Source organism: Pseudomonas sp. Pse79, from assembly GCF_024519615.1.
Lineage (GTDB): Bacteria > Pseudomonadota > Gammaproteobacteria > Pseudomonadales > Pseudomonadaceae > Aquipseudomonas > Aquipseudomonas veronii.
Genome location: NZ_JALJRR010000008.1, coordinates 102,814 through 115,339 on the forward strand (window position 1 = coordinate 102,814; position 12,526 = coordinate 115,339).

Annotated in this window: 12 protein-coding genes; 10 read left to right on the forward strand and 2 right to left on the reverse strand. The window is 61.8% G+C overall.

The window, feature by feature from the left end:
* Nucleotides 1-26: 26 nt before the first annotated feature.
* Genes nuoG through nuoN form a run of 8 tightly spaced genes read left to right on the forward strand, consistent with a single transcriptional unit; the run spans nucleotide 27 to nucleotide 10,038 of the window.
* Nucleotides 27-2,741 (forward strand): NADH-quinone oxidoreductase subunit NuoG, encoded by a 2,715-nt coding sequence (gene nuoG, locus NR164_RS12635; RefSeq protein ID WP_017848061.1) that lies wholly within the window; start codon nucleotides 27-29, stop codon nucleotides 2,739-2,741.
* Nucleotides 2,738-3,745 carry an NADH-quinone oxidoreductase subunit NuoH gene (gene nuoH, locus NR164_RS12640; RefSeq protein ID WP_017848062.1) on the forward strand — a complete coding sequence of 336 codons (1,008 nt, stop codon included), beginning with the start codon at nucleotides 2,738-2,740 and terminating at the stop codon, nucleotides 3,743-3,745. Before nuoG ends, nuoH begins: the two co-directional genes overlap by 4 nt.
* 11 nt (nucleotides 3,746-3,756) lie before the next feature.
* Entirely contained in the window at nucleotides 3,757-4,305 is a 549-nt protein-coding gene (gene nuoI / locus NR164_RS12645; RefSeq protein ID WP_003174725.1) for an NADH-quinone oxidoreductase subunit NuoI, read from the forward strand.
* Nucleotides 4,306-4,314: 9 nt separating this feature from the next.
* Nucleotides 4,315-4,818 carry an NADH-quinone oxidoreductase subunit J gene (nuoJ, locus tag NR164_RS12650; protein ID WP_017848063.1) on the forward strand — a complete coding sequence of 168 codons (504 nt, stop codon included), beginning with the start codon at nucleotides 4,315-4,317 and terminating at the stop codon, nucleotides 4,816-4,818.
* 2 nt (nucleotides 4,819-4,820) lie between these two features.
* Nucleotides 4,821-5,129 (forward strand): NADH-quinone oxidoreductase subunit NuoK, encoded by a 309-nt coding sequence (nuoK, locus tag NR164_RS12655; RefSeq protein WP_026140165.1) that lies wholly within the window; start codon nucleotides 4,821-4,823, stop codon nucleotides 5,127-5,129.
* Nucleotides 5,126-6,979, forward strand: coding sequence for an NADH-quinone oxidoreductase subunit L (gene nuoL / locus NR164_RS12660; protein WP_017848065.1), 1,854 nt, complete (start codon nucleotides 5,126-5,128; stop codon nucleotides 6,977-6,979). Before nuoK ends, nuoL begins: the two co-directional genes overlap by 4 nt.
* A 55-nt stretch (nucleotides 6,980-7,034) precedes the next feature.
* The gene (gene nuoM, locus NR164_RS12665; RefSeq protein WP_010566880.1) at nucleotides 7,035-8,567 is read left to right on the forward strand and encodes an NADH-quinone oxidoreductase subunit M; all 1,533 of its coding nucleotides are present in this window, start codon (nucleotides 7,035-7,037) and stop codon (nucleotides 8,565-8,567) included.
* 7 nt (nucleotides 8,568-8,574) lie between these two features.
* A complete protein-coding gene (gene nuoN, locus NR164_RS12670) occupies nucleotides 8,575-10,038 on the forward strand; it encodes an NADH-quinone oxidoreductase subunit NuoN (RefSeq protein WP_017848066.1) in 1,464 nt (487 codons plus the stop codon).
* An 88-nt stretch (nucleotides 10,039-10,126) separates the two neighbouring features.
* Here the strand turns inward: nuoN and NR164_RS12675 are convergent, their stop codons facing one another.
* On the reverse strand, nucleotides 10,127-10,951 hold the full coding sequence (locus NR164_RS12675; protein ID WP_256822807.1) for an arylamine N-acetyltransferase: 825 nt from the start codon (nucleotides 10,949-10,951) through the stop codon (nucleotides 10,127-10,129).
* A gap of 120 nt (nucleotides 10,952-11,071) precedes the next feature.
* Between NR164_RS12675 and NR164_RS12680 the strand changes: the two genes are divergently transcribed.
* Together NR164_RS12680 and NR164_RS12685 are read left to right on the forward strand one after the other, a co-directional pair.
* On the forward strand, nucleotides 11,072-11,308 hold the full coding sequence (locus NR164_RS12680) for a DUF6555 family protein (protein WP_046382905.1): 237 nt from the start codon (nucleotides 11,072-11,074) through the stop codon (nucleotides 11,306-11,308).
* 224 nt (nucleotides 11,309-11,532) lie between these two features.
* A complete protein-coding gene (locus NR164_RS12685) occupies nucleotides 11,533-12,054 on the forward strand; it encodes a DUF3087 domain-containing protein (protein ID WP_046382904.1) in 522 nt (173 codons plus the stop codon).
* On the opposite strand, the gene NR164_RS12690 is transcribed toward NR164_RS12685, so the two are convergent.
* On the reverse strand, nucleotides 12,051-12,491 hold the full coding sequence (locus tag NR164_RS12690; RefSeq protein ID WP_046382903.1) for an MEKHLA domain-containing protein: 441 nt from the start codon (nucleotides 12,489-12,491) through the stop codon (nucleotides 12,051-12,053). The genes NR164_RS12685 and NR164_RS12690 overlap by 4 nt on opposite strands.
* Between the last annotated feature and the right edge of the window lie 35 nt (nucleotides 12,492-12,526).

Sequence of the window (12,526 nt, forward strand, 5' to 3'; positions counted from 1 at the left end):
AACGGGCCAACGAAGATCTTTGAACCATGGCCACTATCCACGTAGACGGCAAAGCGCTCGAAGTCGATGGGGCAGACAACCTGTTACAGGCGTGTCTGTCACTAGGCCTCGACATCCCTTATTTCTGCTGGCATCCCGCTCTTGGTAGCGTCGGTGCCTGTCGCCAGTGTGCGGTCAAGCAGTACACCGACGAGAACGACACCCGTGGTCGCATCGTCATGTCCTGCATGACCCCAGCCACCGACAACACCTGGATCTCCATCGACGATGAAGAATCCAAGGCGTTCCGCGCCAGTGTCGTCGAATGGCTGATGACCAACCACCCTCACGACTGCCCGGTCTGTGAGGAAGGCGGCCACTGCCACCTGCAAGACATGACGGTGATGACCGGCCACAACGAGCGCCGCTATCGCTTCACCAAGCGCACCCACCAGAACCAGGAACTGGGCCCGTTCATTTCCCACGAAATGAACCGCTGCATCGCCTGCTACCGCTGCGTGCGCTTCTATAAAGACTACGCTGGCGGCACCGACCTCGGCGTCTTCGGCGCCCACGACAACGTGTACTTCGGTCGCGTTGAAGACGGCGTACTGGAAAGCGAATTCTCCGGCAACCTCACCGAGGTCTGCCCGACCGGTGTGTTCACCGACAAGACGCACTCCGAGCGCTACAACCGCAAGTGGGACATGCAGTTCGCCCCGAGCATCTGCCATGGCTGCTCCAGCGGTTGCAACATCTCCCCGGGCGAGCGCTACGGCGAACTGCGTCGCATCGAAAACCGCTTCAACGGTTCGGTCAACCAGTACTTCCTGTGCGACCGTGGCCGTTTCGGCTATGGCTACGTCAACCGCGAAGACCGCCCACGCCAGCCACTGCTGGCCGGCGGCGCGAAGCTGAACACCGACGAAGCCCTGGATAAAGCCGCCGACCTGCTGCGCGGTCGCAACATCGTCGGCATCGGTTCGCCGCGTGCCAGCCTCGAAAGCAACTACGCGTTGCGCGAACTGGTCGGCGCCGAACACTTCTACTGCGGTATCGAAGCCGCTGAACTGGAGCGCATCCGCCTGGTCCTGCAAGTGCTGAACGACAGCCCGCTGCCAGTGCCGAACATGCGCGACATCGAAGACCACGATGCGATCTTCGTGCTCGGTGAAGACCTCACCCAGACCGCCGCACGTATGGCCCTGTCGCTGCGCCAGTCGGTCAAAGGCAAGGCCGAAGCCATGGCCGACGCCATGCGCGTACAGCCTTGGCTCGACGCCGCGGTGAAAAACATCGGCCAGCACGCGCTGAACCCGCTGTTTATCGCCAGCCTGGCCGAAACCAAGCTCGACGACATCGCCGAAGAATGCGTACACGCAGCGCCAGATGACCTGGCCCGCCTCGGTTTCGCCGTGGCCCACGCCCTTGACGCCAGCGCGCCGGCCGTCGAAGGTCTGGACGCTGAAGCCGTGGCACTTGCCCAACGCATCGCCGACGCCCTGCTGGCGGCCAAGCGCCCACTGATCATCGCCGGCACCTCGCTGGGTTCCAAGGCGCTGATCGAAGCGGCAGCCAACATCGCCAAGGCCTTGAAGCTGCGCGAGAAGAACGGTTCCATCAGCCTGATCGTGCCGGAAGCCAACAGCCTCGGCCTGGCCATGCTCGGTGGCGAGTCCGTCGACAGCGCCCTGCAAGCCGTGATCGACGGCAAAGCCGACGCCCTGGTAGTGCTGGAAAACGACCTGTACACCCGCACGGATTCGGCCAAGGTCGACGCCGCGCTGAACGCTGCCAAAGTGCTGATCGTCGCCGACCACCAGAAGACCGCTACCAGCGAGCGTGCCGACCTGGTATTGCCGGCCGCGACCTTCGCCGAAGGCGATGGCACCCTGGTCAGCCAGGAAGGCCGCGCCCAGCGCTTCTTCCAGGTGTTCGATCCGAAGTACATGGACGCCAGCATCCTGGTTCACGAAGGCTGGCGCTGGCTGCATGCCCTGCGCTCGACTCTGCTTAATCAGCCGATCGACTGGACCCAACTCGACCACGTCACCGCAGCCGTCGCGGCGAGCGCCCCGCAACTGGCGCGTATCGTCGACGCTGCACCGTCCGCCGCGTTCCGCATCAAGGGCATGAAACTCGCCCGTGAGCCGCTGCGCTACTCCGGTCGTACCGCCATGCGGGCCGACATCAGCGTGCATGAACCGCGTACTCCGCAAGACAACGACACCGCGTTCGCCTTCTCCATGGAAGGTTACTCGGGTTCGGTCGAGCCGCGTCAGCAGGTGCCATTTGCCTGGTCGCCGGGCTGGAACTCGCCGCAGGCCTGGAACAAGTTCCAGGACGAAGTCGGTGGTCACATCCGCGCTGGCGACCCGGGCACCCGCCTGATCGAACCCCAGGGCGATGCGTTGAACTGGTTCGCCGCCGTACCGCGTCCGTTCAACCCGGCCCAGGGCACCTGGCAGGTTGTGCCGTTCTTCCACCTGTTCGGCAGCGACGAGACCTCGTCCAAAGCCGCACCGGTTCAAGAACGCATCCCGGCTGCCTACGTGTCCCTGGCCAAGTCCGAAGCCGACCGTCTCGGCGTCAACGATGGTGCCCTGCTCAGTCTGAACGTCGCTGGCAAGACCCTGCGTCTGCCGCTGCGCATCAACGACGAGTTGGGTGCCGGCCTGGTTGCACTGCCAAAAGGCATCGCCGGTATTCCACCGTCGATCTTTGGCCAAACCGTTGACGGTCTGCAGGAGGCAGCGCAATGACCTGGTTCACCCCTGAAGTCATCGATGTGATCATTGCGGTCGTCAAGGCCATCGTGATCCTGTTGGCCGTGGTCGTGGCGGGCGCCCTGCTCAGCTTCGTCGAACGTCGCCTGCTGGGCTGGTGGCAGGACCGTTACGGTCCGAACCGCGTTGGCCCGTTCGGCATGTTCCAGATCGCTGCCGACATGCTGAAAATGTTCTTCAAGGAAGACTGGACCCCGCCGTTTGCCGACAAGGTGATCTTCACCCTGGCACCGGTCGTGGCCATGAGCGCCTTGCTGATCGCCTTCTCGATCATCCCGATCACCCCGACCTGGGGCGTGGCGGACCTGAACATCGGCTTGCTGTTCTTCTTCGCCATGGCCGGCTTGTCGGTCTACGCGGTGCTGTTCGCCGGCTGGGCCAGTAACAACAAGTTCGCCCTGCTGGGCAGCTTGCGGGCCTCGGCCCAGACCGTGTCCTACGAAGTGTTCATGGGCCTCGCGCTGATGGGCATCGTGGTGCAGGTCGGCTCGTTCAACATGCGCGACATCGTCGAGTACCAGGCGCAGAACCTGTGGTTCATCATTCCGCAGTTCTTTGGCTTCTGTACGTTCTTCATCGCTGGCGTCGCCGTGACTCACCGTCACCCGTTCGACCAACCGGAAGCGGAACAGGAACTGGCCGACGGTTACCACATTGAATATGCCGGCATGAAATGGGGCATGTTCTTCGTCGGTGAGTACATCGGCATCATCTTGATCTCGGCCCTGCTGGTCACGCTGTTCTTCGGCGGCTGGCACGGTCCGTTCGGCATCCTGCCGCAGCTGGCGATCTTCTGGTTCTTACTGAAGACCGCGTTCTTCATCATGCTGTTTATCCTGCTGCGCGCTTCCATTCCGCGTCCACGGTATGACCAGGTGATGGATTTCAGCTGGCGCTTCTGCCTGCCGCTGACCCTGATCAATTTGCTGGTGACGGCTGCCGTTGTGTTGTTGAACACGCCCGCGGGCGCGGTTCAGTGAGGATTTGACCCATGTTCAAATATATTGGCGACATCGTTAAGGGTACCGGTACCCAGTTGCGAAGCCTGGTGATGGTGTTCGGTCACGGCTTTCGCAAACGCGACACCCTGCAATACCCGGAAGAAGCGGTGTACCTGCCGCCGCGCTATCGCGGCCGCATCGTACTGACCCGCGACCCCGATGGCGAAGAGCGTTGCGTAGCCTGCAACCTGTGCGCCGTGGCGTGCCCGGTGGGTTGCATCTCCCTGCAGAAAGCTGAAACCGAAGACGGTCGCTGGTACCCGGACTTCTTCCGCATCAACTTCTCGCGCTGCATTTTTTGCGGCCTCTGCGAGGAAGCTTGCCCGACCACCGCGATCCAGCTCACACCGGATTTCGAGATGGCCGAGTTCAAACGTCAGGACCTGGTGTACGAGAAAGAAGATCTGCTGATCTCTGGTCCCGGTAAAAACCCTGATTACAACTTCTATCGTGTTGCAGGTATGGCCGTTGCCGGTAAGCCGAAAGGCGCCGCACAAAACGAAGCCGAGCCGATCAACGTGAAGAGCTTGCTGCCTTAAGGAAGAAAGATGGAATTCGCTTTCTATTTCGCATCGGGTATTGCAGTGGTGTCCACGCTTCGCGTGGTCACCAACACCAACCCCGTGCACGCCCTGCTCTACCTGATCATTTCGCTGATCGCCGTGGCCATGACCTTTTTCAGCCTCGGCGCACCGTTCGCCGGTGTACTGGAAGTGATCGCCTACGCTGGCGCCATCATGGTGCTGTTCGTGTTTGTGGTGATGATGCTCAACCTCGGGCCGGCCTCGGTCGCCCAGGAACGCGTCTGGCTCAAGCCGGGCATCTGGCTCGGCCCGGTGGTCCTCGCCGCGCTGCTGCTGGCTGAACTGCTGTATGTCCTGTTCGCTCACCAGAGCGGCCAGGCCATCGGCCACACCACCGTTGGCGCGAAGGCCGTGGGCGTCAGCCTGTTCGGCCCGTATCTGCTGGTGGTCGAACTGGCTTCGATGCTGCTGCTCGCCGCAGTCATCACCGCCTTCCACTTGGGCCGTAACGAAGCCAAGGAGCAATGATGATGCCTGCTATCCCTTTGGAGCATGGTCTGGCGGTCGCCGGCATCCTGTTCTGCCTTGGCCTGGTCGGCCTGATGGTTCGCCGTAACATTTTGTTCGTGTTGATGAGCCTGGAAGTCATGATGAACGCTGCGGCACTGGCGTTCATCGTGGCAGGTAGCCGTTGGGGCCAGCCGGATGGACAAGTCATGTTCATCCTGGTGATCAGCCTGGCAGCCGCCGAGGCCAGTATTGGCCTGGCGATCCTGCTGCAACTGTATCGTCGCTTCCACACGCTTGATATCGACGCTGCCAGTGAGATGCGCGGATGAACATGATCTTTCTGACTTTCGTATTTCCCCTGATCGGTTTCCTGCTGCTGTCGTTCTCTCGCGGACGCTGGTCGGAAAACCTCTCGGCCCTGGTCGGCGTAGGCTCCATCGGCCTGTCGGCGATTGTCGCCGCCTACGTCATCTGGCAATTCAACGTCGCGCCGCCGGAAGGCGGCCACTACACCCTGGTGTTGTGGCAGTGGATGTCGGTGGAGGGCTTCAAGCCCAACTTCGCCCTCTACGTCGACGGCCTGTCGATCACCATGCTCGGCGTGGTGGTGGGTGTAGGTTTCCTGATCCACCTGTTCGCGTCCTGGTACATGCGCGGTGAAGCCGGTTACTCGCGTTTCTTCGCGTACACCAACCTGTTTATCGCCAGCATGCTGTTCCTGGTGCTGGGCGATAACCTGTTGTTCCTGTACTTCGGCTGGGAAGGCGTGGGCCTGTGCTCGTACCTGTTGATCGGTTTCTACTACAGCAACCGCAACAACGGTAACGCGGCACTCAAGGCCTTTATCGTGACCCGGATCGGCGACGTGTTCATGGCCATCGGCCTGTTCATCCTGTTCCAACAGGTAGGCACGCTGAACATCCAGGAACTGCTGGTGCTGGCACCGCAGAAATTCCAGGTCGGCGACTTCTGGATCACCCTGGCGACCCTGATGCTGCTGGGCGGCGCTGTCGGTAAATCCGCGCAATTGCCACTGCAAACCTGGCTGGCGGATGCGATGGCCGGCCCGACACCTGTTTCGGCACTGATCCACGCCGCAACGATGGTGACCGCGGGTGTCTACCTGATCGCCCGTACCCACGGCCTGTTCACCCTGGCGCCGGACGTCCTGCACCTGGTGGGCGTGGTCGGCGGCGTGACCCTGGTACTGGCCGGCTTCGCCGCGCTGGTGCAGACCGACATCAAGCGTATCCTCGCCTACTCGACCATGAGCCAGATCGGCTACATGTTCCTGGCCCTGGGCGTCGGCGCCTGGGACGCGGCGATCTTCCACCTGATGACCCACGCGTTCTTCAAGGCCCTGCTGTTCCTCGCCTCCGGTGCGGTGATCGTCGCCTGCCACCACGAGCAGAACATCTTCAAGATGGGCGGCCTGTGGAAGAAACTGCCACTGGCCTACGCCAGCTTCATCGTCGGTGGTGCCGCACTCGCAGCCCTGCCATTGGTGACCGCCGGTTTCTACTCGAAAGACGAAATCCTCTGGGAAGCCTTTGCCAGCGGTAACCAGAACCTACTCTACGCAGGCCTGGTGGGTGCGTTCATGACCTCGCTGTACACCTTCCGCCTGATCTTCATCACCTTCCACGGTGAAGCCAAGACCGAAGCACACGCAGGCCACGGCATCTCGCATTGGCTGCCACTGTCGGTGCTGATCATCCTGTCGACCTTCATCGGCGCCATGATCACCCCGCCACTGGCCGGCGTACTGCCGGAAAGCGTCGGCCATGCCGGCGGCGAGGCCCAGCACAGCCTGGAAATCGCCTCGGGCGCCATTGCCATCGCGGGTATCCTGCTGGCGGCCCTGCTGTTCCTCGGCAAGCGTCGCTTCGTCACTGCCGTCGCCAACAGTGGCATCGGCCGTTTCCTTTCGGCCTGGTGGTTCGCCGCCTGGGGCTTCGACTGGATCTACGACAAACTGTTCGTCAAGCCTTACCTTGCGATCAGCCACGTACTGCGCAAAGACCCGCTCGACCAGACCATCGGTTTGATCCCGCGTGCCGCCAAGGCTAGCCACACCGCCCTGAGCCGCAGCGAGACTGGCCAATTACGTTGGTATGCAGCTTCCATGGCGGCCGGTGCCGTTCTGGTGATCGGCGCCATCGTTGTGGTAGCGGTCTGACCATGTCTAAGTACATTGCGAACTTTGCGAACTTGCGAAAGGAAACGAGCCCGTCATGATTCTGCCCTGGCTAATCCTGATCCCCTTTATCGGCGGCCTGCTCTGCTGGATGGGTGAACGCTTCGGCGCCACCCTCCCCCGCTGGATTGCGTTGCTGACCATGTCCCTGGAACTCGCGCTCGGCCTCTGGCTGTGGGCCCATGGCGACTATTCATTTGCTCCGGCGCCTGGCGCCGATCCGACCTGGGCGCTTGAGTTCAAGCACGTCTGGATCCAGCGCTTCGGCATCAACGTACACCTGGCCCTCGACGGCCTGTCGTTGCTGATGATCCTGCTGACCGGCCTGCTGGGTGTTCTCTCGGTACTCTGCTCCTGGAAAGAGATCCAGCGTCACGTGGGCTTCTTCCACCTGAACCTGATGTGGATCCTGGGCGGCGTGGTCGGCGTGTTCCTCGCCCTCGACCTGTTCATGTTCTTCTTCTTCTGGGAAATGATGCTGGTGCCGATGTACTTCCTCATCGCGCTCTGGGGTCATAGTTCTTCGGACGGCAAGAAAACCCGGATCTACGCGGCGACCAAGTTCTTCATCTTCACCCAGGCTTCCGGCCTGATCATGTTGGTGGCGATCCTCGGTCTGGTCTTGGTCAACTTCAACAGCACGGGCGTGATTACCTTCAACTACGCCGATCTGTTGAAAACCAAGATGTCCCTGACCACCGAGTACATCCTGATGCTGGGCTTCTTCATCGCCTTCGCGGTGAAGCTGCCGGTGGTGCCGTTCCACTCCTGGCTGCCGGATGCCCACGCCCAGGCGCCGACCGCCGGTTCCGTGGACCTGGCCGGTATCCTGCTGAAGACGGCGGCCTACGGCCTGCTGCGTTTCGCCCTGCCGCTGTTCCCGAATGCCTCGGCCGAGTTCGCGCCGATCGCCATGACCCTGGGTCTGATCGGGATCTTCTACGGTGCGTTCCTGGCCTTCGCGCAAACCGACATCAAGCGTCTGGTTGCCTTCTCGTCCGTTTCCCACATGGGTTTCGTACTGATCGGTATCTACTCCGGCAGCCAGGTGGCGTTGCAAGGCGCCGTGATCCAGATGTTGGCGCACGGTGTTTCAGCCGCCGCACTGTTTATCCTCAGTGGTCAGTTGTACGAGCGCCTGCACACCCGTGACATGCGTGAGATGGGTGGCGTGTGGTCGCGCATCGCCTACCTGCCGGCGATCAGCCTGTTCTTTGCCGCCGCGTCCCTGGGCTTGCCGGGCACCGGTAACTTCATCGGCGAGTTCCTGATCCTGATGGGGACCTTCGTGCAGACACCGTGGATCAGCGCCATCGCTACTTCCGGCCTGGTATTCGGTTCGGTCTACTCGCTGATCATGATCCACCGTGCATACTTCGGTCCGGCCAAGTCCGACACCGTCCTGCGCGGGATGGATGCTCGCGAACTGATCATGGTGCTCGGTATGGCGGTCCTGCTGATCTACATCGGCGTGTACCCACAACCGTTCCTGGACACTTCTGCCGCAACGATGCATGGCGTGCAGCAGTGGTTCGGCACCGCCTTCTCTCAACTCGCTTCGGCCCGGTAAGAGCGCTATGGAATTCACGATCCAACACTTTATCGCGCTTGCGCCGCTGCTGATCACCAGCCTCACCATTGTGGTGGTGATGCTGTCGATCGCCTGGCGTCGCAATCATGCGCAAACCTTCCTGCTGTCCTGTGCGGGTTTGAACCTGGCCTTGCTGTCGATCATCCCGGCACTCAAGGTCGCGCCCCTGGCGGTGACCCCGCTGATGATGATCGATGACTTCGCGCTGCTGTATATCGCGTTGATCCTCGTCGCCACCCTGGCCTGCGTCACCCTCGCCCACGCCTACCTCGGCGAAGGCGGCACCGGCTACCCGGGCAACCGCGAAGAGCTGTACCTGCTGATCCTGCTGGCTGCGGCCGGCGGTATCGTGCTGGTCAGCGCGCAGCACCTGGCCGGTTTGTTCATCGGCCTGGAACTGCTGTCGATCCCGACCTACGGCCTGGTGGCCTACGCCTTCTTCAACAAGCGCTCCCTGGAAGCCGGCATCAAGTACATGGTGCTGTCGGCCGCCGGTTCCGCGTTCCTGTTGTTCGGTATGGCCCTGCTCTACGCCGAAGCCGGCAGCCTGAGCTTCACCGGTATCGGCCACGCCCTGGCGGCCACCAGCATGCCTGCGCCGATCGCCCAACTGGGCCTGGCGATGATGCTGATCGGCCTGGCTTTCAAACTGTCGCTGGTGCCCTTCCACCTGTGGACACCGGACGTGTACGAAGGCGCTCCGGCGCCGGTGGCCGCGTTCCTGGCCACGGCGACGAAAGTTGCGGTGTTTGCGGTGGTGGTGCGTCTGTTCCAGATCTCCCCGGCGGCCAACACCGGCGTGTTGAGCGACGTACTGAGCGTGATCGCCGTTGCCTCGATCCTGTTCGGTAACCTGCTGGCGCTGACCCAGAACAACCTCAAGCGTCTGCTGGGTTACTCGTCCATTGCCCACTTCGGCTACCTGCTGATCGCCCTGGTGGCGAGCAAAGGCCTGGCTCTGGAAGCGATCGGCGTGTATCTGGTCACCTACGTGATCACCAGCCTCGGCGCCTTCGGTGTCATCACCCTGATGTCCTCGCCTTACAAAGGCCGTGACGCCGACGCCCTGTACGAATACCGCGGCCTGTTCTGGCGCCGTCCGTACCTGACCGCCGTGTTGACCCTGATGATGCTGTCCCTGGCCGGTATCCCGCTGACTGCGGGCTTTATCGGCAAGTTCTACATCATCGCGACCGGCGTTGAAGCGCATCAATGGTGGCTGGTTGCCTCGCTCATCCTGGGTAGCGCCATCGGCGTGTTCTACTACCTGCGCGTGATGGTCACCCTGTACCTGATCGAGCCAAACCTGCGTCGTGTGGATGCCGAGCTGCACTGGGAACAGAAAGCCGGTGGCGTGATGCTGCTGGCCATCGCCGTGCTCGCCTTCTTCCTCGGCGTGTACCCACAACCGTTGCTCACTTTGGTGCAGCACGCGGTACTGGGCGTTTGATCGCTTAGCGGTACGCAGTAAACAGAAACGGCACCTTCGGGTGCCGTTTTTGCGTTTATGGGCCAGAGAAGATGCGGCCTCAATGCGTCTAAAGATTGGCCGACACTAAACCATCGAGCGTTTCGCGAAGCCGCTGATGCACTGGCAAGCGAAGGCCAAAGGTGCCGCGCAGCACATCAAGCAATTCATCGGCACTGGCTATCGCGCGTTTTTCGCTGGGACCGTCCAGGGAGTGCACCGCGTAGTGGCCGTTGTTCAAGGTGTGACGCTTACCCGGCGCGAGCAGTGCCACTTTCAACTGACCGAGAAACGGCGAGCCCGCGTGGGTGGAGACGTACCAGTTGCCGATTTCATAGTCGATGTCTGCCTGCACCTGCAGGTCGAACACATACAAGCCACGCCACTCCCCGCCGACGTCGGCCCACAGGGTGTAGCTGCCGTGCTTAACGGTCAGCCGAAAGGGTTCGTGGGCGGTGGCCTGGATCGCTTCGCTGTCCAGGCGTAACGGGCTGCTCGGCACCATGCCGCCAAAGCCGACGTCGCAGATATAGCGCACACCGTCCACCGTCACCAGGCTCAGGCGATGGGTACGCGCGGTGTGTGCATCCGGTGGCCCGCCCATCACGACCCGTCCGGTGATGCCGCGTGCGTCGAAGCCCAGCTCCTGCAGCAGCTCCAGGAACAGTTGGTTCAGTTCATAGCAATACCCGCCGCGTCCATCGAGCAAGACTTTTTGTTCGACGCTGGGCAGGTCGATCGGCACCGGCAAGCGCAGCAGGGTCGACAGGCTTTCAAAGGCGAACGTACACACATGCCGCAATTGCAGGTCCTGCAAGGTTTGCAGGGTCGGCGGCGGCGGCGTAGCGTAGCCCAGGCGTTGCAGGTACAGGTGGCTTTGGGTCAGGCGGGACATGACGCGATCCTTGGGCGCGTGGCGAAGGCCCCACTATGCCGCCCGGACCGGCAATTTGTCATTTCGAATGAACCTTTTTAAACGCTTTCCTATCCATCTATAACAAGACAGGGAGGCAACATGAGTAGCGCAAAAATCTACACCATTACCTATCAACTGCACGGTCAACCGAAGTCTTTCGTGGTGCGTGCCGAAGTGATGAATAACGCCGAGGCCTGGCACTGGGCGGCCGTTGATGCCGATATTGCGCATGTCAGCCGCATCGGTCGGGTCGGCCACGAACAGGTGAAAAAAACCACCCGGCCCTGGGCCGAGAAGTACGGCATCACCGACGTCAACTGGGTACCGCCCAAATAAACAAACGCCCCGTTCAACGACGGGGCTTTTTTTTCGACAGCACTTGGTTGCTCACGCTCTTTCGGGACATTGCGTGTGCGATCCGGGCCGGGGCTGCTTGTAATCGATCATAGAGAACGCCCCACAAGCCTTCGCTCAACGTGTTTACCGCACACCCCATCGCCAAGCATGAGAAGATGCCGCCCTGCCCTATCCCCTACAAACGCCAAGGAGATTTTCCCCGGATGTTCGAACTCAAACCCTGCGACCCCATCACCTACCGCCAGCAGACCCGTCGCAGTACGTTGATCGTGGCCGTGTTGTTCGTGGCCCTGGCGATGCTGTTGTCGAGCCTGGCGGTGATGCTGTTTGGCGAAGCCGGCGGCGACAACTTTCGCTACAACGTGGGTGGGGTGTTTGCCGGGGTGTTGATCACCCTCGCCCTGGTGCGCGGCCCGTTCTGGACCCAGCCATGGCTGGCGCCGGCGGTGTATGGCTGGCAGCTCAAGCGCAACCTGATGCGCGTGACCAACGTGATGCACAAGGTCACCGACCGCGTGCAAGCCAATGACCCGACGGCGCTCAAGGTGCTGCGGTTCTATCACCTGGGGCTGACGCAGATGCATGAGCTGGACGCCAACTCCAGCGCCCAGGTGCAGTTGGTCGGCGAGATCGAGGCACATAGGGCGAAGATGCAAGCGTTGGGGCTCGATACCGAGCAAACCCGTTTCGACCCGTCCTGGCTGGACAGTTTCAAAGGCGCTTAAGCCAACACCCCGATACGCTGCGCATCCGGCCAGAACAGCGCCGCCTGCCCACACGGCAGGCCGGCGGCATCGAGTAACGTCCACACCACACCGGCATGGATCATGAACGGCTGCTGATGTGCATCCACCCGCCAGCCGCTGTAGCCATGGGCGATGCCGTTGGCGCTGACGTGCTCCAATAACACCTGGCGCGCGGCGCGGTCGAGTTCCGAGGCGCTGAAGCGTGACGGCATGCCGATGAAGGTCTCGCGCGGGTATTTGAAGCACGCCAAGGCGCACGCATTGGCGTAGTTAAACCGCGGGTCCGCCGCGCCATCGTGGGCCAGCAGGCTGTAGGGCGCATGGGCATGCAGCCAGGTCAGGCGTTGCTGTGCGTCCAGATGCTCGGGCGCCGGCAAGCCCTGGCCGGTCCAGTGTCGATAGGCGTCATCCAGCACGCGTACACAGTCTTCTTGTCGGGTCACACACTACC

What these genes read in the sequence shown, in the direction of transcription:
- nuoG (WP_017848061.1), top strand. Translation starts at nt 27, where the DNA reads ATGGCCACTATCCACGTAGACGGCAAAGCGCTCGAAGTCGATGGGGCA.
- nuoH (WP_017848062.1), top strand. Translation starts at nt 2,738, where the DNA reads ATGACCTGGTTCACCCCTGAAGTCATCGATGTGATCATTGCGGTCGTC.
- nuoI (WP_003174725.1), top strand. Translation starts at nt 3,757, where the DNA reads ATGTTCAAATATATTGGCGACATCGTTAAGGGTACCGGTACCCAGTTG.
- nuoJ (WP_017848063.1), top strand. Translation starts at nt 4,315, where the DNA reads ATGGAATTCGCTTTCTATTTCGCATCGGGTATTGCAGTGGTGTCCACG.
- nuoK (WP_026140165.1), top strand. Translation starts at nt 4,821, where the DNA reads ATGCCTGCTATCCCTTTGGAGCATGGTCTGGCGGTCGCCGGCATCCTG.
- nuoL (WP_017848065.1), top strand. Translation starts at nt 5,126, where the DNA reads ATGAACATGATCTTTCTGACTTTCGTATTTCCCCTGATCGGTTTCCTG.
- nuoM (WP_010566880.1), top strand. Translation starts at nt 7,035, where the DNA reads ATGATTCTGCCCTGGCTAATCCTGATCCCCTTTATCGGCGGCCTGCTC.
- nuoN (WP_017848066.1), top strand. Translation starts at nt 8,575, where the DNA reads ATGGAATTCACGATCCAACACTTTATCGCGCTTGCGCCGCTGCTGATC.
- NR164_RS12675 (WP_256822807.1), bottom strand. Translation starts at nt 10,951, where the DNA reads ATGTCCCGCCTGACCCAAAGCCACCTGTACCTGCAACGCCTGGGCTAC.
- NR164_RS12680 (WP_046382905.1), top strand. Translation starts at nt 11,072, where the DNA reads ATGAGTAGCGCAAAAATCTACACCATTACCTATCAACTGCACGGTCAA.
- NR164_RS12685 (WP_046382904.1), top strand. Translation starts at nt 11,533, where the DNA reads ATGTTCGAACTCAAACCCTGCGACCCCATCACCTACCGCCAGCAGACC.